This window comes from Streptomyces griseorubiginosus (genome assembly GCF_001514195.1).
Lineage (GTDB): Bacteria > Actinomycetota > Actinomycetes > Streptomycetales > Streptomycetaceae > Streptomyces > Streptomyces griseorubiginosus.
Window position 1 is genome coordinate 873,238 of sequence record NZ_KQ948737.1, and the last position, 19,987, is coordinate 893,224.

15 protein-coding genes are annotated in these 19,987 nt (G+C 70.2%); 6 read left to right on the forward strand and 9 right to left on the reverse strand.

Annotated features, from left to right (window positions below):
- Positions 1-43 precede the first annotated feature (43 nt).
- The 8 genes from AQJ54_RS22295 to AQJ54_RS22330 all read right to left on the reverse strand — a co-directional run bounded on the left by AQJ54_RS22295 (position 44) and on the right by AQJ54_RS22330 (position 9,046).
- On the reverse strand, positions 44-1,345 hold the full coding sequence (locus tag AQJ54_RS22295; protein WP_062240106.1) for an alpha/beta fold hydrolase: 1,302 nt from the start codon (positions 1,343-1,345) through the stop codon (positions 44-46).
- Positions 1,346-1,448: 103 nt separating this feature from the next.
- Positions 1,449-2,474: a LacI family DNA-binding transcriptional regulator gene (locus AQJ54_RS22300; RefSeq protein ID WP_062020475.1), complete on the reverse strand. Its 1,026-nt coding sequence runs from the start codon at positions 2,472-2,474 to the stop codon at positions 1,449-1,451.
- A gap of 81 nt (positions 2,475-2,555) precedes the next feature.
- Positions 2,556-3,980: a BNR repeat-containing protein gene (locus tag AQJ54_RS22305; protein ID WP_062240110.1), complete on the reverse strand. Its 1,425-nt coding sequence runs from the start codon at positions 3,978-3,980 to the stop codon at positions 2,556-2,558.
- Between the two features lie 24 nt (positions 3,981-4,004).
- Positions 4,005-4,325, reverse strand: coding sequence for an L-rhamnose mutarotase (locus AQJ54_RS22310; RefSeq protein ID WP_062240113.1), 321 nt, complete (start codon positions 4,323-4,325; stop codon positions 4,005-4,007).
- A gap of 25 nt (positions 4,326-4,350) precedes the next feature.
- A complete protein-coding gene (gene rhaS, locus AQJ54_RS22315; RefSeq protein WP_062240116.1) occupies positions 4,351-5,430 on the reverse strand; it encodes a rhamnose ABC transporter substrate-binding protein in 1,080 nt (359 codons plus the stop codon).
- Positions 5,431-5,524: 94 nt separating this feature from the next.
- Positions 5,525-6,499, reverse strand: coding sequence for an ABC transporter permease (locus AQJ54_RS22320; protein WP_062240119.1), 975 nt, complete (start codon positions 6,497-6,499; stop codon positions 5,525-5,527).
- Positions 6,492-7,532, reverse strand: a complete 1,041-nt coding sequence (locus tag AQJ54_RS22325) for an ABC transporter permease (RefSeq protein ID WP_062240122.1) — start codon at positions 7,530-7,532, stop codon at positions 6,492-6,494. Before AQJ54_RS22325 ends, AQJ54_RS22320 begins: the two co-directional genes overlap by 8 nt.
- Positions 7,529-9,046, reverse strand: a complete 1,518-nt coding sequence (locus AQJ54_RS22330; protein ID WP_062020487.1) for a sugar ABC transporter ATP-binding protein — start codon at positions 9,044-9,046, stop codon at positions 7,529-7,531. The genes AQJ54_RS22325 and AQJ54_RS22330 overlap by 4 nt, the downstream gene beginning before the upstream one ends.
- A gap of 274 nt (positions 9,047-9,320) precedes the next feature.
- Here AQJ54_RS22330 and rhaI point away from each other — a divergent pair, with 274 nt between their 5' ends.
- The 6 genes from rhaI to AQJ54_RS22360 all read left to right on the forward strand — a co-directional run bounded on the left by rhaI (position 9,321) and on the right by AQJ54_RS22360 (position 17,034).
- Positions 9,321-10,481, forward strand: coding sequence for an L-rhamnose isomerase (gene rhaI / locus AQJ54_RS22335; RefSeq protein WP_062240125.1), 1,161 nt, complete (start codon positions 9,321-9,323; stop codon positions 10,479-10,481).
- A 114-nt stretch (positions 10,482-10,595) separates the two neighbouring features.
- Positions 10,596-12,635: a bifunctional rhamnulose-1-phosphate aldolase/short-chain dehydrogenase gene (locus AQJ54_RS22340; protein ID WP_062240128.1), complete on the forward strand. Its 2,040-nt coding sequence runs from the start codon at positions 10,596-10,598 to the stop codon at positions 12,633-12,635.
- Positions 12,632-14,068: a rhamnulokinase gene (locus AQJ54_RS22345; RefSeq protein WP_062240131.1), complete on the forward strand. Its 1,437-nt coding sequence runs from the start codon at positions 12,632-12,634 to the stop codon at positions 14,066-14,068. Before AQJ54_RS22340 ends, AQJ54_RS22345 begins: the two co-directional genes overlap by 4 nt.
- A 73-nt stretch (positions 14,069-14,141) precedes the next feature.
- Complete coding sequence (locus AQJ54_RS22350) at positions 14,142-14,897, forward strand: (Fe-S)-binding protein (protein WP_062240133.1); 756 nt, start codon at positions 14,142-14,144, stop codon at positions 14,895-14,897.
- Positions 14,894-16,381, forward strand: coding sequence for a LutB/LldF family L-lactate oxidation iron-sulfur protein (locus AQJ54_RS22355; RefSeq protein ID WP_062240136.1), 1,488 nt, complete (start codon positions 14,894-14,896; stop codon positions 16,379-16,381). Before AQJ54_RS22350 ends, AQJ54_RS22355 begins: the two co-directional genes overlap by 4 nt.
- Entirely contained in the window at positions 16,378-17,034 is a 657-nt protein-coding gene (locus AQJ54_RS22360) for a LutC/YkgG family protein (RefSeq protein WP_062240139.1), read from the forward strand. The genes AQJ54_RS22355 and AQJ54_RS22360 overlap by 4 nt, the downstream gene beginning before the upstream one ends.
- Here the strand turns inward: AQJ54_RS22360 and AQJ54_RS22365 are convergent.
- Positions 17,007-19,976, reverse strand: coding sequence for an alpha-L-rhamnosidase (locus AQJ54_RS22365; protein WP_062240142.1), 2,970 nt, complete (start codon positions 19,974-19,976; stop codon positions 17,007-17,009). The two genes, AQJ54_RS22360 and AQJ54_RS22365, sit on opposite strands and share 28 nt — an antisense overlap.
- Positions 19,977-19,987 lie beyond the last annotated feature (11 nt).

The window sequence follows — 19,987 nt, forward strand, 5'->3', positions numbered from 1 at the left end:
CCGGAATCGAGGAGGAGGCATGTCGCCCGGGGTCCGTGGCCCCTCAGACCTCGTCGCGGGTGAGCGCGAGCAGCCGGTCCAGGACCCTGGGGCCGCCCGCGCGGACACCGTCGTGCTCGAACTCGTCGGTCACCCAGGTGCGCAGTCCGCGGATCGCGCGGGCGGTTTGCAGGGAGTGGGCCGTGTCGACGTACATGTCGTCGTGGTAGACGGCCGCCGCGACCGGGACCTCGTTGCGCGCGAGTCGGGCCGGGTCGTACAGGGGCCGCCAGTCGGTGCGGGCGGCGAGGAGTTCGGCGGTCTCGCGCAGCGGGCGCAGGGCCGGGTCGCAGTCGAACATCCAGGGGTGAATGGACTCGCCGGTGAACAGCGGCGGCTCGTCCCCGGCGAGCGACTTGGCCGCGTCGAACTGCGGGAACTCGGCGCGGACCCGCTCGGCGGACCAGGCGGTGGGGCGCTCGTCCTGGCCGTAGATCGCCTCGTGGATGAGGGCGTAGAGCGGGTGGGACGCGTACGACAGGAGGCCCTGGACCTCCTCCTGGAAGGCGTCGGAGAGCTCGTGGCCGGCAGGGGTGCGCACGAACGCGTGCTCCAGCACGAAGTGCAGGCGGTGGCTGCCCTCGCCGCCGCCCAGGAGGATGCCGAGGGACTGGAAGGCCTCGACGGTCAGCCGGTAGCCGTTCGGCAGGGTGACGTCATGGGTGAGCAGGTGGTCGGCGATCCGGCGGGCCCGTTCGACGTCCTGCGGGTAGCGGGCGTAGTGCGCGGCGACCTTGCGCTCGATGCGCGGGTAGGCGGCCCGGTAGATGTCGTCCGCGTGCGCGTCGAGGGAGGGCAGACCGCCGGTGACGAGGGCCGCGGCCAGCCCCTCGGGGGCGATGGACAGGTAGGTCGTCGTGCAGAAGCCGCCGAAGCTCTGGCCGAGGACGGTCCAGGGGGCGCCGCCGGTGACCTGGGCGCGGATCGCCTCGCAGTCCCGCACGATGGAGTCGCCGCGGAAGTGGGCCAGGTAATCGGCCTGGGCCGCGGGGCCACCGCGCAGCGGGAGCGTCTGGCGGTTGGCGGGGCTGGAGTGGCCGGTGCCGCGCTGGTCGAGCAGGAGGACCCGGAACTCCTTCAGGGCCCGGCCGAACCAGGCGCCCTTGCCGATGAAGCGGTTCGCCCCGAAGCCGGGGCCGCCCTGAAGGTAGACCAGCCACGGCAGGTTCTGGCCCGCCTTGTCGCTCGCCACGGCCTCACGGGCGTAGAGCTCGATCGTCTCCCCGGCCGGGTCGTCGTGGTCGAGGGGGACGGTGAAGCGCCGGTCGGTGAGGACGAGGCCGGGCTGACGGTAGGTCGCGGACAACAGGGCTCCCGGGACGGACGGATTCTTCAGGGCGCGTCCCAGTTCAGCACATGTTCGTCCGCCGCCGGACCCCTTCGATCATGAAATCTTACTGACTTGCGGGTCAGCGGGCGGCGAGGCTGGAGCGGCGCACGACCAGTTCGGGCTGGAGCACCACCCGGCGGTGCTCGTGCCGCTTGCCGGTGGTCTCCACCTCGGTCTCCTCCAGGAGCAGCTCGGCGGCGAGCGCGCCCATGGTGACGGCGGGCTGGCGCACCGAGGTGAGCGGGACGGCCGCGGCGGCCGCGAACTCGATGTCGTCGTAACCGACGATGGCGAGGTCGTCCGGGACCGTCACCCCCGCCGCGTACATGGCCTGGAGGACACCGAGGGCGAGCAGGTCGTTGGCGCAGAACACGGCGGTCGGGCGGTCCGCGAGGCCGAGGAGGCGGGCGCCGGCGTCCCGTCCCGCGGCCACGTCGAGCCGCTCGGTGGGCAGTTCACGCAGGTGCTCGGGACCGAGGCCCGCCTCGGCGAGGGCGTTCAGGGCACCGGTGCGGCGGTCGCGGACCTGGTTGAGGCCGGGCGGACCGCTGACGTAGGCGATGGAGCGGTGGCCCGCGTCCACCAGGTGGCGTACGGCGAGCGCGCCGCCGGCCACGTCGTCGACGGAGACCGAGCACTCGGTGGTGCCCTCGGCGACCCGGTCGACCAGCACGAAGGGGATGCCGTGCCGGCGGAACGAGGCGATGTTGCGGCCGGAGGCGTCGGTCGGGGTGAGCAGCACGCCCCGCACCCGCTGTTCGGCGAAGAGGGCGAGGTACTCGGACTCCTCGCTCGCGCTCTGGGCGCTGTTGCAGACCATCACGCCGAGACCGTCCTCGCGCGCGGCCCGCTCGGCGCCGCGCGCCACGTCGACGAAGAACGGGTTGCCCATGTCGAGGACGAGCAGGCCCATGATCCGGCTGCGCCCCGCGCGCAGCTGCCGCGCGGACTCGCTGCGGACGTAGCCGAGCCGGTCTATCGCGGACAGCACGCGCGCCCGGGTCTCGGTGGCGACGGAGTCCGGGCGGTTGATGACGTTCGAGACCGTGCCGACGGAGACTCCGGCGGCGCGGGCGACGTCCTTGATACCCACCGACTGGGCCATGGGGCAGGAACCTCCAGGTGGACGGGGGGCGGCCGGACGGTCTTCACATTATCGCCGGGCCGCTCCCCCACCGATGTCCGGTCAGGCGGGCAGTGCGAAGTCCACGACGTGGAGCGCCGAGGGGGTCGTACCGCTCGACTTCTCCTGGTACAGGAACGACAGCACGTTGTCCTGGGCGACCCGCGTCTCGTCGATCACGACCTCGCCGAAGGCGTTGAGGCCGCTGCCGTCGAAGAGGATCTTCCAGTCGGTGTACCCGGAGGCCTTGGAGGCTGCGGCGATCCGGCCGAAGGGGAAGACCGCGTAGGCGTTGTCGTACCTGTCCAGGAGCAGCTTGGTGCGCTGGCTGGAGCCGAGCACGACCGGGATCTCGGTCTTCTGCCAGACGCCCGAGGAGTTCTTGCGGACGTGGAAGGCGCGGCCGTTGGCGGTGCGGTCGGCGACGTAGTTCGTGGTGCACTGGCCGAAGCGGCCGGGGACATAGCTGATGATGGCGTGCGGGAGACCCGCGGAGTCCGTGAACTGGCTCTCCTGGTTCATCAGGGAGTGGTCCGGGTTCAGCGCGTCGATCACCAGCCCGGCGTCGGTGACGGCGACCTTGTCGGAGGCTCCGGTGGTGCCGACGACCGTGCCGGCGTTGTTGCGCCAGGTGCGGCCGCGGTCGTCGGAGTAGACGTAGCCGGTGTCGTGGTTGGTGATGCCGCCGGACGAGCACATCACGGCGGCGTTCTGCTCCCGCCAGGTGAAGAAGGAGTGCAGCCGGCCGTTGCGGTCGTAGTCGATGCCGTGCAGGTACATGTTGCGGGCCGTGGAGGAGCCGTGCTCGCTGGTGTAGGTGCCGGTGGCGCTGGACCACTCCCCGAGGTCGGTCCAGGCCGAACCGTCGTACTCCGCCAGGGCGTTGCGGCCGTTGCCGGAGATCCCGGCCCGGTAGCTCAACTGGAGCTTGCCGTCCGGGGTGTCGATGAACTGCGGGTAGGTGAACTGCGAGGTGAGGGCGAGGCCGTCCAGGGTGTTCTGGGGCGCGCCGAAGCGGGCGGCGGTCCAGCTCAGCCCGGCCGGGTTGTCCATGAGCCCGGCGACCGACTTCACGTAGGTGAAGCCGTCGCTGTGCGAGTCCATGTTGAGGTGGAGGCGGCCGTCCACCTTGGAGACGCCCATGGAGATGACGTTGTGGGAGTCGCTCGCCTTGAGGGTGTGCCCCACCTGGACGGTGGACCAGGTGCTGCCGCCGAGGACGCGGCGGCCGACGACGGCGTTCTTGTCGGCGGTGTACCAGACGGCGTACTGGTAGCCCTTGTAGGTCAACAGGCCGTTCTTCTGGAACGAGTTGTTGTTGACCAGGCCGTCGTACGAGACGAAGAAGACCGCCTGGCTGTCGAGCGTGGTGGTGCCGGTCCGGGTGACGGAGGGGCCGGGGTCCGCGGCGCGGGCGGTTCCCGAGGCGAGGACAGGGGTCATGACGGCTCCGGTCAGCGCGGCGCCCAGCAGCGTACGTCTGTTCATCGGTGCGGCTCCTGAGGGGGGATGTCAGGCGAGGTGGAACACTTCGGTGAGCGGTTTCATGGCCTCGTCGGGACGGGCGCCGTCGAGGGACTCGAAGAACTCGCCCATCTCGGCCTGCCAGCGGGCGTTGACCTCGGTGGCTTCCATACCTGCCTTGGCGGCCTCGAAGTCCTCGGTCTCCAGGTAGCCGACGAGCAGGCCGTCGTCACGCAGGAAGAGCGAGTAGTTGTGCCAGCCGGTGGCCGAGAGTGCCTGGAGCATCTCCGGCCACACGGCGGCGTGGCGTTCGCGGTACTCGGCGATCCGGTCCTCACGGACCTTGAGCAGGAAACAGACGCGCTGCATGAAGTACCGCTCCTTCAGGGGCAGATCAGAAGTTGAACTGGTCGATGTTCTTGGCGTCGAACACGGTCGGCTTGCCGAGGTTGATCACGCCGTCCTTGCCGATGGTGTACGTCGTGCCGCCGGCCTTGAAGCTCTCGCCCTCCTTGCCGGTGATCTGGCCGGAGACCAGCGCGACCGCGGTCTGGGCGGCCAGCGCGCCGAGCTTCGCCGGGTCCCACAGCTCGAACGCCTCGACGGTGCCGTTCTTGACGTACTTGCGCATGTCGTTGGGGGTGCCGAGGCCGGTCAGCTTGACCTTGCCCTTGTACTTGGAGCCGGAGAGGTACTGGGCGGCGGCCTTGATGCCGACCGTGGTCGGGGAGATGATCCCCTTCAGGTTCGGGTACTCCTGGAGCAGGCCCTGGGTCTGCTGGAAGGACTGCTGGGCGTCGTCGTTGCCGTACGCGACCTTGACCAGCTTGATGTTCTTGTACTTGTCCTGCTGCAGCTCGTCCTTCATGAAGTCGATCCAGGTGTTCTGGTTCGTCGCGGTCTGCGCGGCGGACAGGATCGCGATCTCGCCCTTGTAGCCGATCTGCTCGGCGAGCAGCTGCACCTCGGTGCGGCCGAGGTCCTCGGCGGAGGCCTGCGAGACGAAGGCGTTGCGGCAGTCCGGCTTGGTGTCGGAGTCGTAGGTGACGACCTTGATCTTGTTGGACATCGCCTGCTTGAGGGCGGTGCACAGGGCGCCCGGGTCCTGGGCGGAGACGGCCATCGCGTTCACCTGCTGCTGGGTGAGCGTGTTGACGTAGGAGACCTGTCCGGCGGTGTCGGTGGCACTGGAGGGACCGACCTCCTTGTACTTCGAGCCCAGCTCGGTCAGGGCCGCCTCGCCGCCCTTGTCGGCGGAGGTGAAGTACGGGTTGTTGACCTGCTTGGGCAGGAAGCCGACGGTCAGGCCCTTCTTGGTGGCCGCGTTCGGGTCGGCCTTGGCCGTGGAGGCGGCCGAGGCACCCTCGTCCTGCACGTCCTTCTTGGTGGTGCCGCCGCAGGCGGTGAGGGCGAGGGCGAGGGAGGTACCGGCGGCGAGCGCGGCACAGGCACGGCGGAGGGATGACTTGCGCATGACGGTTTCCTTTGAACGAGGGTGAGCGGAGACGCCCCGAGGGGCGCGAGGAACTGCGCGACCAGCCACGACGGACCGGCAGCTGAAGTACGGCCTATCCAGCGGAGCGTGCCGCCCTCGCCACAGCGACCTGGCGCGCGACCCTGGGGCCGAGTACGGACAGGACGAGAAGTACACCGGTGACGACGATCTGCGACTGTGCCGAGACGTCCTGGAGGCTCATCACGTTCTGCAACGCCCCCAGCAGGAACACCCCGGCGATGGCACCACCGAGCGTCCCCTTGCCGCCGTCGAAGTCGATACCGCCGAGCAACACCGCTGCGATGACGGACAGTTCGAGCCCGGTCGCGTTGTCGTACCGAGCGGACGCGTAGTGCAGGGCCCAGAAGATGCCGGTGAGGGAGGCCATCAGTCCGGTCACCGTGAACAGGATCAGCTTCTGCCGCTTGACGCGGATGCCGGCGAACCGGGCCGCCTCCTCGCTCGCGCCGGTCGCGAACACCGACCGTCCGAACGGCGTGGCGTGCAGGGCGACCACGGCGATCGCGAAGAGGACGAGGAAGGGCAGGAAGGCCTGCGGGAGGAACGTGTCCCCCACCCGGCCCGCAGCGAAGTTCAGGTACGGGGTGGGGAAGTCGGTCACCGCGTCGGAGCCGAGCACGATCTGTGCGATGCCCCGGTAGGCGGCGAGGGTGCCGATGGTGACGGCGAGGGAGGGCAGTCCGAGCCGGGTGACCAGCATGCCGTTGACCAGCCCGCACACCACGCCGAGGACCAGGCAGATCGGGATGATCATCTCGATCGTCAGGCCCTTGTTCCACAGTGCGCCCATCACCGCGCCGGACAGGCCGGCGGTGGAGGCGACCGACAGGTCGATCTCGCCGGAGACCACGAGCAGGGTCATGGGCAGGGCGATCAACGCGATCGGCAGGGTGTTGCCGATCAGGAACGACAGGTTCAGCGCGTTGCCGAAGCCGTCGACCGTGCCGAAGGACAGCAGCAGGACGACGATCAGGAGCGCCCCGACCACCGTGTCCCAGCGGATCGCACGCGTCAGGGAGTCAGGCATGGCGGGCGTTCCTCTTCTTCAGTGCGGAGGCCACGCGCAGCGCGACGACCCGGTCGACCGCGATGGCGAGGATGAGCAGGATGCCGTTGATGGCGAGCACCCAGACCGAGCTGACGCCGAGGGCGGGCAGCACGCTGTTGATGGAGGTCAGCAGCAGGGCGCCGAGGGCCGCGCCGTAGACGCTGCCGGAGCCGCCGGTGAAGACGACACCGCCGACCACGACCGCGCTGACGACGGTCAGTTCGTAGCCGGTGCCGGTCCCGGAGTCGACGTTGCCGAACCGGGCCAGGTACATCGCCCCGGCGAGGCCTGCGAGGGCGCCGCAGAAGGTGTACGCGGCCAGGATCCGCTTGCGCACCGGGATGCCGGCGAGCCGGGCGGCCTCGGGGTTGGAGCCGAGCGCGTACAGCTCGCGTCCGCTGCCGAAGTGCTTGAGGTAGTAGGCGGTGGCGACGAGGACCGCCAGCGCGATCAGCGCCAGCCAGGGCACCGCGGAGATGCCGCCGGAGCCGAAGTTCACGAAGCTGTCCGGGAGGTCGGCCGCGGTGATCTGGCGGGAGCCGACCCAGATGGAGTCGATGCCCCGGATGATGTAGAGCGTGCCCAGGGTGACCACCAGCGCGGGGACCTGGCCGAGGCTCACGAGGAGGCCGTTGAGCAGGCCGAAACCGATGCCGAGCAGGACCGCGAGCACGATCGCCACGACCGGGTTGCCGCCGCCCTGGAGATAGGTACCGGCGGCGAAGGCGCTGATGCCGAGGGTGGAGCCGACCGAGAGGTCGACGTTCCTCGTGATCACGACCAGCGACTGTCCGGTGGCGACCAGCACCAGGATGGTGGCGTTGAGCAGCAGGTCCTTGATGCCCTGCTCGGTGAGGAAGTCGCTGTTGCCGATCTGGGTGACGACGATCATCACCAGGAAGACGACCAGGATGGCGAGTTCGCGCATCTTGAAGACGCGGTCGACCAGGCGGGTGCCGCTGGACTTGGGCACCTCGGTCACGGGGGCCTGGTTGGGAGTCGTCACCGTCATGCGGCGGCCCTCCCGGTGGCTGCGGCCATCACGGTTTCCTCGGTGGCGTCGGAGCGTGGGATCTCGGCGGTGAGGCGGCCCTCGTGCATCACCAGCACGCGGTCGGCCATGCCGAGGATCTCGGGCAGGTCGGAGGAGATCATCAGGACGGCCACCCCGTCGGCGGCCAGTTCACTGAGCAGCCGGTGCACCTCGGCCTTGGTGCCGACGTCGATGCCCCGGGTCGGCTCGTCGACGATGAGCACCTTGGGGCCGGTGGCCAGCCACTTGGCGAGGACGACCTTCTGCTGGTTGCCGCCCGACAGGGTGTTCACGGTGTCGGCGATCCGGGCGTACTTCACCTGGAGCTTGACGGCCCAGTCGAGGGACCGGCTGCGCTCGGCGCTCCGGTCCATCAAGCCCGCCTTGACGGTGGTGCGGAGTCCGGTGAGACCGATGTTCCGCTCGATGGACATGTCCATCACCAGGCCCTGGGCGCGCCGGTCCTCGGGGACCAGCGCGAGACCGGCGGCCATCGCCGTGGAGGGAGCACCGTTGACCAGCGCCTTTCCGCCCACGGAGACCTCGCCCGCATCCCAGCGGTCGATGCCGAACACCGCCCGGGCGACCTCGGTGCGGCCCGCTCCCACGAGTCCCGCCAGCCCTACGATCTCGCCGCGCCTGACCTCGAACGAGACATCGGTGAAGACGCCCTCCCGGGTCAGCCGGCTCACCGTGAGCGCGACCTCGCCGGGCCGTACGTCCTGCTTCGGGTAGAGCTCCTCGAGGTCACGGCCGACCATGCGGCGCACGAGGTCGTCCTCGGTCATGCCCTCGATCGGCTCGCTGGAGATCCAGGCGCCGTCGCGCAGGGTGGTGACCGTCCGGCAGATCTGGAAGATCTCCTCCAGGCGGTGCGAGATGAACAGCACCGCGGCACCCTGCTCACGGAGCGTCTTGACGACCCCGAAGAGGCGGGCCACCTCGCTGCCGGTCAGGGCCGCCGTGGGCTCGTCCATGATCAGGACGCGGGCCTCGAAGGACAGCGCCTTGGCGATCTCGACGATCTGCTGGTCGGCGATGGACAGGCCGCGCGCCGGACGGTCGGGGTCGAGTTCGACGCCCAGGCGCTGCATCAGGGCGAGGGTCGCGGCGTGGGTGGCCTTGTGGTCGATCCGGCCGAGGGCGCGCCGGGGCTGGCGGCCCATGAAGATGTTCTCGGCGATCGACAGGTCGGGAAAGAGCGTGGGCTCCTGGTAGATCACTGCGATACCGGCGTCGCGGGCGTCACCGGGACCGTGGAAGACGACGGGCTCGCCGTCGAGCAGCACCTGGCCGGTGTCCGGCCGGTGCACTCCTGCGAGGGTCTTGATGAGGGTCGACTTGCCCGCGCCGTTCTCGCCGGCGAGGGCGTGCACCTCCCCGGGGAACAGCTCCAGGGAGACGTCCCGCAGGGCGCGGACCGCGCCGAAGGACTTCGAGATGTCCTTGAGCGCGAGTACCGGCGCCGGACCCGTGGTGGACGGGTGGGTCATTGGGGGCTCCTCGACGACGCCGGCGGGACGGCCCTCACGGCGTCGTGAAAGGTTTCAACTGGGTTGCCGGGACGTTAGGCATGGAGCGCATGTCACGTCAATGGGTTCGTGTCGAAAAACTTTCGATGGACTCAGGTAACAGCAGGGTCACGAGCAACAGCCTTGGTCGCAGGGGTTGACACCTCTGCCGGGTGCTCATACTTTCCCGTCTTGAATCGTTTCACAGTGAAGCAGTTCGTAAGCCCTTCGGACCCGACGTCACAGGAGCCCTCAAGTGACCGAGCTCGCCGCGGTGAAGGCCGCGCTCAAGACCCAGGCCGTCGAGACACCGTCGTGGGCGTACGGGAACTCCGGGACCCGTTTCAAGGTGTTCGCGCAGCAGGGCGTACCGCGTACCCCGCAGGAGAAACTGGAGGACGCGGCTCAGGTGCACGCCTTCACCGGGGTGGCCCCGACCGTCGCGCTGCACATCCCGTGGGACAAGGTCGAGGACTACGCCGCGCTGGCGAAGTTCGCCGAGGAGCGGGGCGTGAAGCTCGGCGCCATCAACTCCAACACCTTCCAGGACGACGCGTACAAACTGGGCAGCATCTGCCATCCGGACGCCTCGGTGCGCCGCAAGGCGCTGGATCACCTGCTGGAGTGCGTCGACATCATGGACGCCACGGGGTCCACGGACCTGAAGCTGTGGTTCGCCGACGGCACCAACTACCCCGGTCAGGACGATCTGCGGGCCCGGCAGGACCGGCTCGCCGAAGGTCTCTCCGAGGTGTACGACCGACTGGGTGACGGGCAGCGGATGCTGCTGGAGTACAAGTTCTTCGAGCCGGCCTTCTACTCGACGGACGTGCCGGACTGGGGGACGGCGTACGCGCACTGCCTGAAGCTCGGGCCTCAGGCGCAGGTCGTCGTCGACACGGGTCACCACGCGCCCGGGACCAACATCGAGTTCATCGTCGCCACGCTGCTGCGGGAGAACAAGCTCGGCGGGTTCGACTTCAACTCGCGGTTCTACGCGGACGACGACCTGATGGTGGGGGCGGCCGATCCGTTCCAGCTGTTCCGGATCATGTACGAGGTCATCCGGGGCGGTGGCTTCACGCCGGACGTCGCGTTCATGCTCGACCAGTGCCACAACATCGAGGCGAAGATCCCGGCGATCATCCGGTCCGTGATGAACGTGCAGGAAGCTACGGCGAAGGCGTTGCTGGTCGACCGGGATGCGCTGTCTGCTGCGCAGGCTTCGGGGGATGTTCTCGATGCGAACGCCGTGCTGATGGATGCGTACAACACGGATGTGCGGCCGTTGCTGTGTGAAGTGCGCGAGGAACTGGGGCTGGATGCTGATCCGATCGGTGCGTACAAGCGGTCCGGGTGGGCCGAGAAGATCGTGGCCGAGCGGGTTGGTGGGGAGCAGGCCGGGTGGGGGGCGTAAGAGTCTGCTCCCTTCTGAAGTCTGCGGTCTGCCGGCCGTCTGTGGCTGGTCGCGCGGTTCCCCGCGCCCCTAAAAGCACATCCCCGCCCTCTCCTCAGTAAGGAACCGAACGTCATGGCAACCCACCCCGAAGCCGCCGCTCTTCTCGCCCGGTCCCGTCGGCTGGGCTCCGATCCCCGTAACACCAACTACGCCGGTGGGAACGCTTCCGCCAAGGGCACCGACATCGATCCCGTGACCGGGGGTGATGTGGAGCTGATGTGGGTCAAGGGGTCCGGGGGTGATCTCGGGACGTTGACCGAGGCGGGGCTGGCCGTGTTGCGGCTGGATCGGATGCGGGCGCTTGTCGATGTGTATCCGGGAGTTGAGCGCGAGGACGAGATGGTCGCCGCGTTCGACTACTGCCTGCACGGGAAGGGCGGGGCCGCTCCCTCCATCGACACCGCCATGCACGGACTCGTCGAGGCCGCTCATGTCGATCATCTGCATCCTGATTCCGGTATCGCTCTCGCCTGTGCGGCCGACGGGGAGAAGCTGACCGCCGAGTGCTTCGGGGACACCGTGGCCTGGGTGCCGTGGCGGCGGCCGGGGTTCCAGCTCGGGCTGGACATCGCCGCCATCAAGGCCGCCAACCCGCAGGCCATCGGCGTCGTCCTCGGCGGGCACGGGATCACCGCCTGGGGTGACACCGCCGAGGAGTGCGAGAAGAACTCGCTGCACATCATCCGGACCGCCGAGACGTTCCTGGAGGAGCGCGGGAAGGCCGAGCCCTTCGGGCCGGTCATCGAGGGGTACGGCGCGCTCGGCGCCGACGAGCGACGGGAGCGGGCGGCCGCGCTCGCGCCGTACGTCCGCGCGCTCGCCTCCCAGGACAAGCCTCAGATCGGGCACTTCAACGACTCCGAGCCGGTCCTGGACTTCCTGGCCCGGGCCGAGCACCCGCGGCTCGCCGCGCTCGGCACCTCCTGCCCCGACCACTTCCTGCGCACCAAGGTGCGGCCGCTCGTCCTCGACCTGCCGCCGACCGCTCCCGTGGAGGAGGCCGTCGCGCGGCTCGCGGAGCTGCACGCCGAGTACCGCGAGGAGTACGCCGCCTACTACCGGCGGCACGCCCTGCCGGACTCCCCCGCCATGCGCGGCGCCGACCCGGCGATCGTGCTGATCCCGGGGGTCGGCATGTTCTCCTTCGGCAAGGACAAGCAGACCGCCCGGGTCGCCGGCGAGTTCTACGTCAACGCGATCAACGTGATGCGGGGCGCCGAGGCGGTGTCGTCGTACGCGCCGATCGAGGAGTCCGAGAAGTTCCGCATCGAGTACTGGGCTCTCGAGGAGGCCAAGCTCCAGCGGATGCCGAAGCCCAAGCCGCTCGCGACGCGCATCGCGCTCGTCACCGGTGCGGGCAGCGGGATCGGCAAGGCCATCGCGCAGCGGCTGGTCGCCGAGGGCGCCTGTGTCGTGGTCGCCGACCTCAACGGCGAGAACGCGGCCGCCGTGGCCGAGGAACTCGGCGGGTCCGACAAGGCCGTCGCCGTGACGGTCGACGTGACGGACGAGGAGCAGATCGCCGGGGCGTTCAAGGCGGCCCTGCTGGCCTTCGGCGGGGTGGACCTCGTCGTCAACAACGCCGGCATCTCCATCTCCAAGCCGCTCCTGGAGACCTCCGCCAGGGACTGGGACCTCCAGCACGACATCATGGCGCGCGGTTCCTTCCTCGTCTCGCGCGAGGCGGCCCGGGTGATGATCGCGCAGAAGCTGGGCGGCGACATCGTCTACATCGCCTCCAAGAACGCCGTGTTCGCCGGCCCGAACAACATCGCCTACTCCGCCACCAAGGCCGACCAGGCCCACCAAGTGCGCCTTCTGGCCGCCGAGTTGGGCGAGCACGGCATTCGCGTCAACGGCGTCAACCCGGACGGTGTGGTGCGCGGGTCCGGGATCTTCGCCGGTGGCTGGGGTGCCCAGCGGGCGGCCGTGTACGGCGTGGAGGAGGAGAAGCTGGGCGAGTTCTACGCCCAGCGGACCATCCTCAAGCGCGAGGTGCTCCCCGAGCACGTGGCGAACGCCGTGTTCGCGCTGACGGGTGGGGAGTTGACCCACACCACCGGCCTGCACGTCCCGGTCGACGCCGGTGTCGCGGCCGCCTTCCTGCGATGAGCGGGCACGTGAAGTCGTACGCCGCGGTCGACCTCGGCGCGTCCAGCGGACGGGTCATGGTCGGCCGGGTCGGCCCCGACAGCCTGGAGCTGACCGAGGCCCATCGGTTCGTGAACCGGCCCGTGCGGCTGCCCGAGGGCCTGCGCTGGGACATCCTGTCGCTCTACGGCGGTGTCCTGGACGGGCTCAAGGCGGCCGGCCGGGTCGACTCCGTAGGCATCGACAGCTGGGCCGTGGACTACGGGTTGCTGGACGGGGACGGCAGGCTGCTCGGCAACCCCGTGCACTACCGGGACTCCCGCACCGAGGGTGTCGCGGAGAAGGTGTGGGCGACCGTGCCCGCGCCCGAGCTGTACGCGGCGACCGGACTCCAGTACGCGCCCTTCAACACCCTGTACCAGCTAGTCGCCGATCGACTCACCGGCGCCGAGCGGCTGTTGCTCATCCCTGATCTGCTCACCTACTGGCTCACCGGTGAGCAGGGCACCGAGCTGACCAACGCCTCGACGACCCAGCTGATCGATCCCCGGACGCGTGGATGGTCGTACGACATCGCGCAACGGCTGGGCATCGACCTGGAGTTGTTCGCCCCGCTGCGGCAACCCGGTGATCCGGCGGGCCTGTTGCGGCCCGAGGTGCTGGAGGAGACCGGACTCGCGGGGCCCGTGCCGGTGACGGCGGTCGGCTCGCACGACACCGCCTCCGCGGTGGCCGCCGTGCCCGCGTCCGGTGAGCGGTTCGCCTACATCTGCACCGGGACCTGGTCCCTGGCGGGCCTCGAACTGGACGCACCGGTGCTCACGGAGGAGAGCCGGGCCGCCAACTTCACCAACGAGCTGGGGCTCGACGGCACGGTCCGGTATCTGCGGAACATCATGGGGCTGTGGCTGCTCCAGGAGTGCGTGCGGGCCTGGGGCGACCCCGACCTGGGCGAGCTGCTGCGCCAGGCGGCCGAGGCGCCGACGTTGCGGTCGGTGGTCGACGCCTCCGATCCCGCCTTCCTCCCGCCGGGGCGGATGCCGGAGCGGATCGCCGAGGCCTGCCGCGCCTCCGGCCAGCCGGTGCCCGTCTCCCGCGGCGAGATTACGCGCTGCATCCTCGACTCGCTGGCCCTGGCCCACCGCAGGGCCGTCGAGGACGCGCAGCGGCTCGCCGACCATCCCGTGGACGTCGTGCACGTCGTCGGGGGCGGTACCCGCAACGCCCTGCTCTGCCAGCTGACCGCCGACGCCTGCGGGCTGCCCGTGGTGGCGGGGCCGACCGAGGCGGCCGCGCTCGGGAACGTCCTGGTCCAGGCGCGGGCCCACGGGCTCGTCGGCGACCTCGCGGGCGGGCGCGAGCTGCTCACCCGGACCCAGCCGCTGACCCGGTACGAGCCCCGGGGCGATCCCGGGCGCTGGCTCGAGGCGCAGGCCCGGCTCGTCCGGATCTGACCCCGGGTCTCCCCCGGATCCCGCGTCCCGGTTACGCTGCACTCATCCGATGATCGACCACGAAGGAGCCGCGATGCGTGTCGCCCTGTTCCTGACCTGCGTCAACGACACGCTGTATCCGGACACCGGGCGCGCCGTGGTGAAACTGCTGACCAGGCTGGGGGTTGACGTCGATTTCCCGATGTCCCAGACCTGCTGCGGGCAGGCCCATTACAACACCGGATACCGGCATGAGGCGGAGCCGTTGGCCCGGCATTTCTCCGATGTATTCCGGGACTACGAGGCGATCGTGACGCCGTCCGGCTCGTGCGGGGCGATGGTGCGGGAGCTGTATCCGCGGATGGGTGAGCGGGCCCGGGCCGAGGGGCGCGGGGAGGGCCTCGCGGCCGCCCTGGCGCCGGTGGTGCCGAAGACGTACGAGCTGACGGAGTTCCTGGTGGACGTGCTGGGGGTGACGGATGTCGGGGCCTACTACCCGCACACCGTCACCTACCACCCGACCTGCCACGGTCTGCGGGGGCTCGGGCTGGGTGACCGGCCCCGGCGCCTGCTCGAGGCGGTGAAGGGGCTCGAACTCAAGGAGCTTCCCGGCGCCGACGAGTGCTGCGGCTTCGGTGGCACCTTCGCGTTGAAGAACTCCGATGTCTCGGCGGCGATGGGCGCGGACAAGGTGCGCAACGCCGAGTCGACGGGCGCCGAGGTGCTGTGCGCGGCCGACAACTCCTGTCTGATGCACATCGGGGGCACGATGGGCCGGCTGGAGTCGGGCATGCGGCCGGTGCACATCGCGGAGATCCTGGCGAGCACGGAGGAGGAGCCGGCCGTATGAGCGGGACGTTCGTAGGAATGCCGGCCTTCCCGAAGGCCGCGCACGAGGCCGTGGGCAACCCGACGTTGCGCGGGAATCTGCGGCACGCCACCCACACGATCCGCGCCAAGCGGGAGAAGGCCGTCGCCGAGGTCTCGGACTGGGCGGAGCTGCGCGAGGCGGGCAAGCGGATCAAGGACCGGACGCTGCGCCGACTCGACCACTATCTCGTGCAGCTGGAGGAGTCGGTGGTGGCGGCGGGCGGCACCGTGCACTGGGCGGCAGACGCCGACGAGGCCAACGAGATCGTGACCCAGCTCGTCCAGATGACCGGTGAGACCGAGGTCGTCAAGGTCAAGTCGATGGCCACGCAGGAGATCGGGCTCAACGAGGCCCTCGAAGCGGCGGGCATCCGGGCCTACGAGACCGATCTCGCCGAGCTGATCGTGCAGTTGGGCAAGGACCGGCCCTCGCACATCCTCGTCCCGGCCATCCACCGCAACCGGGGGGAGATCCGGGACATCTTCGAGCGGGAGATGAGCGAGTGGGGCCGACCGGCCCCCGAGGGGCTCACCGACACGCCCGCCGAACTGGCGGAGGCGGCACGGCTGCACCTGCGGGAGAAGTTCCTGCGGGCCAAGGTCGGTATCTCCGGCGCCAACTTCATGGTCGCCGACACCGGCACCCTGGTGGTCGTGGAGTCCGAGGGCAACGGACGGATGTGCCTGACCCTGCCGGAGACGCTGATCTCGGTCGTCGGCATCGAGAAGATCGTGCCGACCTGGCAGGACCTGGAGGTCTTCCTCCAGACCCTGCCCCGCTCCTCCACGGCCGAGCGCATGAACCCCTACACGTCCACCTGGACCGGGACCACCGACGAGGACGGCCCGAGCACCTTCCACCTGGTGCTGCTCGACAACGGCCGCTCCGACACCCTCGCCGACGAGGTCGGCCGCCAGGCACTGCGCTGCATCCGCTGCTCGGCCTGTCTGAACGTGTGCCCGGTGTACGAGCGGGCCGGCGGGCACGCCTACGGCTCGGTCTACCCCGGCCCCATCGGCGCGATCCTCAGCCCCCAACTGCGCGGCACGGAAAGCGAGATCGACGCCTCGCTGCCGTACGCCTCCTCGCTGTGCGGGGCCTGCTACGAGGTCTGCCCGGTCGCCATCGACATCCCCGAGGTGCTGGTGCATCTGCGGGAGCGGGTCGTTCAGGGCGGTCCTGTGGTCCGCGAGGGCAACAAGGTGGTGCTCAAGCCCGCCAAGGGGCATGCGGCCGAGCGGGCGGCGATGCGGGCGGCCCGCTGGACGTTCGCCCGCCCGGGTGTTCTGCGCACCGGGCAGCGGGCGGCCTCACGCACCCGGCGGCTGCATCCGCGTTCGCTTCCGGGTCCCGGCAAGGCGTGGAGCGGTACCCGGGACCTTCCGGCCGTGCCCGCGGAGCCGTTCCGCGACTGGTGGCAGCGGACCGACGGCGGCCGCTCGGAGAAGGGGGGCTCGAAGTGAGCAGCAGGGAACGGATCCTGGGCCGGGTGCGGCGCGCGCTGTCCGACGTCTCCGGCGAGGACGCTCCGATCGAGCGGACCTATCTGCGCGAGCATGGTGACCGCACGGTCGAGGAGACCGTGGAGCTGCTGGCCGAGAACCTCGCCGACTACCGGGCGATCGTGCACCGCTGCACCACGGCCGATCTTCCGGCCACCCTCGCCGGGATGCTGGCGGCGCGGGGCGCGAAGACGGTGCTCGTGCCGCCGGGTCTGGACCCGTCCTGGCTCACGGAGGCCGGGGCCGATCAGGTGCCGGACCGGGCCGGGAGCACCCCGCACGAGCTGGACCGGATCGACAGTGTGGTGACGGCGTGCGCGGTGGCCATCGCGGAGACCGGCACGATCGTCCTGGACGGCTCGCCCGACCAGGGCCGCCGCCGCATCACGCTCGTCCCCGACCACCACATCTGTGTCGTACGGGTCCCGGACCAGGTCGTCTCCTCGGTGCCGCAGGGCCTCGAACGCCTCGACCCGGTACGCCCGTTGACCTGGATCTCCGGTCCTTCGGCGACCAGCGACATCGAGCTGGACCGGGTCGAGGGGGTGCACGGTCCGCGCACCCTGGAGGTGGTGCTGGTGGCGGATCAGGCGAGCGCGGAGGTCAACTCGTAGCGTCCCGACGGCAGTTCGTAGGAGGCGACGCCGCCCTCGAAGCCGAGGTGCTCGACTCCCCGGACGCGTGACAGGGGGGTGCGGCCCTCGCACACGGAGTCCGGGGCGGCCGTGGGGATGCGCAGGGTCGCCGTGCTGTTGGCGGGCACGGCGATCCGGTGCGTGAACCGGCTGTCCCGCACGGCCCATTCGCTGACGATCTCGCCGTACGGCGACAGGTGCGAGCCGCTGACCCGGGTGATCCGGCCGGTCGGGTCGAAGTGGGGCCGCAGGAAGAAGTGCTTGAACCCCGGGTGCGCCGGGTCCTTGGCGATGCCGGCCATGCTCTCGTACATCCACTCCATGATCGCGCCGTAGGAGTAGTGGTTGAAGGAGTTCATCTCGACCGGCCCGAAACCGTCCTCCCTGGAGTACGAGTTCCAGCGCTCCCAGACGGTCGTCGCGCCGTTGCGCACCGAGTAGAGCCAGGACGGCATGGCGTCCTGGTGCAGCAGCTTGTAGGCCAGCTCCACCTGGCCCTCCTCGGTGAGTACGGGCGCCAGCACGTTCACGCCGAGGAAACCGACGGACAGGGTGTTCTCGGCGTGTCCGGCGCGGGTGCTGTCGGGGTGGGCGGCCTTGTAGGCGGCGGAGTTGCCGATGTTCTCGGCGAGGAGCTCGACGAGCCGCCGACGCTGCTCCCCGGTGTCGTACAGGCCGAGCTTGAGGATCCAGAGCAGGGCGGTCTGGGTGTCGTCCTCGGGCCGGGTGGGGCTGTCCCCGGGGGTGTACGGCGGCGGGTCGCCGAGGCTGGAACGCACGGTGAGCCGGCCTTCCTCGCCGCTCAGGTACGTGGTGACGAAGGCCCGTTTGATCCGGGCGAAGAGATCGTCGTAGGCGTGCGCCTCGGCGGTGCGGCCGGTGGCGCGGGCCATGTCCGCCATGAGCCGGGCACTGTGGGCGTAGTAGGCGTCGCTGACGAGCCGGGTGCTGGTGACCTGGAAGGCCAGCCAGTCCCCGAAGATCGCGCCCTGCCCGGCACAGGTGTCCCCGGTGCGTGCGCGGATCCAGTCCATGTACGCCGTCATCGCGTCCCAACTGCGGTCGACGACGGTGGAGTCACCGCTCATCTGCCACACGGTCCAGGGCACGACGATCCCGCAGTCGGCCCAACCGCTCGCTCCGACGGGCTCGTTGTAGCGGGCTCCGGGTGCGATCCAGGGGAACTGCGCGCCGTCGGCGCCGTAGGTGCGCTGGGAGTCGGTCAGGATGTCCTGGAAGTGGCTCAGGAAGCTGACCGCGTCGGCGTTGTAGAGGCCGGTGCCCGCGAAGACCTGGGTGTCGCCGGTCCAGCCGCAGCGTTCGTCGCGCTGCGGGCAGTCGGTGGGGACCCAGAGGTAGTTGCCGCGCTGGCCCCAACGGACGTTGCTGATCAGCTGGTTGATGTCGGGATCGTCGGTGGTGACCTGCCCGATGTCCCGGAGGGCGGAGGTGGCGACCCGGCCGGTCAGACCGGTGAGGGTGACGGTCTCGGTCGTGGTGACGGAGAGGTAGCGGAACCCGTAGAAGGTCAGGGAGTCCTGGTGGGTCTCGCCCTTCGGGTCGCCCTTGAGGATGTAGGTGCTGGTGGCCTTGGCCGTGCGCAGGTTCGCCCGGTAGACGGAGCCTTCGGGGCCGTCGGCGCCCGCGCTGGTGTCGTTGAGCATCTCGCCGGGCGCGAAGGTGACTTGGGCGCCGGACGGGCCACGGAGGGTGTAGCGGGGCACTCCGACCAGGTTCTGCCCGAAGTCGATCACGGCGGTGTCGCCCGGGTGCAGGGTCAGGGCGGCAGCGGCGGCCCGGGTGGGGTCGGTGACCGTGCGGACGGGGTCGGCGGTGAAGTCGCTCCCGCCCGTGTGGACGGCGATCGACTGCGGCCTGCGATCCCACTGCGGCATCAGCCGGGCCGACTCCCCCGGGTAGGCGACCAGTCGGGAGCCGGGGAACCTGGTCGTGAAGTCGTGCACCTCGACTCCGGACCAGGCGGAGGCGTCGTAGCCGTTCGCGGTCCAGCCGGGCAGTTCCCGGCGGGCGTCGTAGGTCTGGCCGTCGTAGAGGTCGTCCGCGCGGTAGGGGCCGGTGTCCGTGGCCCGCCAGTCGCCGTCGGGGGTGGTCACGACGGTCTGCGTGGAGCCGTCCTCGTAGCGGATCAGGAGTTTGGCCCTGAGGGCGAGGCGGTTGCCGTCCGGCGAGTGGTAGACGCTGTTCTCGGAGATCCGGCCGTTGTACCAGCCGTTGCCCAGCACGGCCGCGAGGGTGACCTGCCGTTCGTCGGCCAGGAGACCGGTCACCTCGTAGGTGAAGTAGCTGACGGTGGTGTCGTAGTTGGTCCAGCCGGGGGTGAGGAGTTCGTGGGTGGCGCGGCCGTCCTGGGGGACGGTGACGCGGCGGCCGTTGACGTAGGCGTCGTACACGCCGAGCGCGGAGACGTAGAGCCGGGCTTCGTGCACCCGGCCGCCGTCGAGGGCCGTCTGCTTCCTCAGGAGCGGGGCGCCCGGACTGTTGGGAGCCTTGCCCGCCATGGTGATCCACTGCGCGCCGTCCCAGCCGGTCACGCCGTCGGTGCTGAGCAGGCCGGTCTCGAAGCGGGCGGTGGGGGCCTCGGGGAGCGGGCGGCCGTTCTCGTCCCAGAGCTCCACCGTCCAGTGGTAGCGCGTCGAGGGCTTCAGCGCGGGGCCGGCGTAGCGCACGGCCACCGAGTCCGCCGAGTCGACCCGGCCGCTGTCCCAGACGTCCGCCCGGCCGACGGTGAGACGGTCGGGGGTGGACGCGACGAGGAGGCGGTAGGCCGTCTGGCGCCGGCCGCGGACCCGGGAGGCGGTGCGCCAGCCGAATCGGGGACGGGCCGCGTCGACGCCCAGCGGGGTGGTGCGGTGTTCCACGGTGAGGCCCTCGACGGCGGTGCGGTCGTCTCCGTCGGTCATGCCGGTGTCCC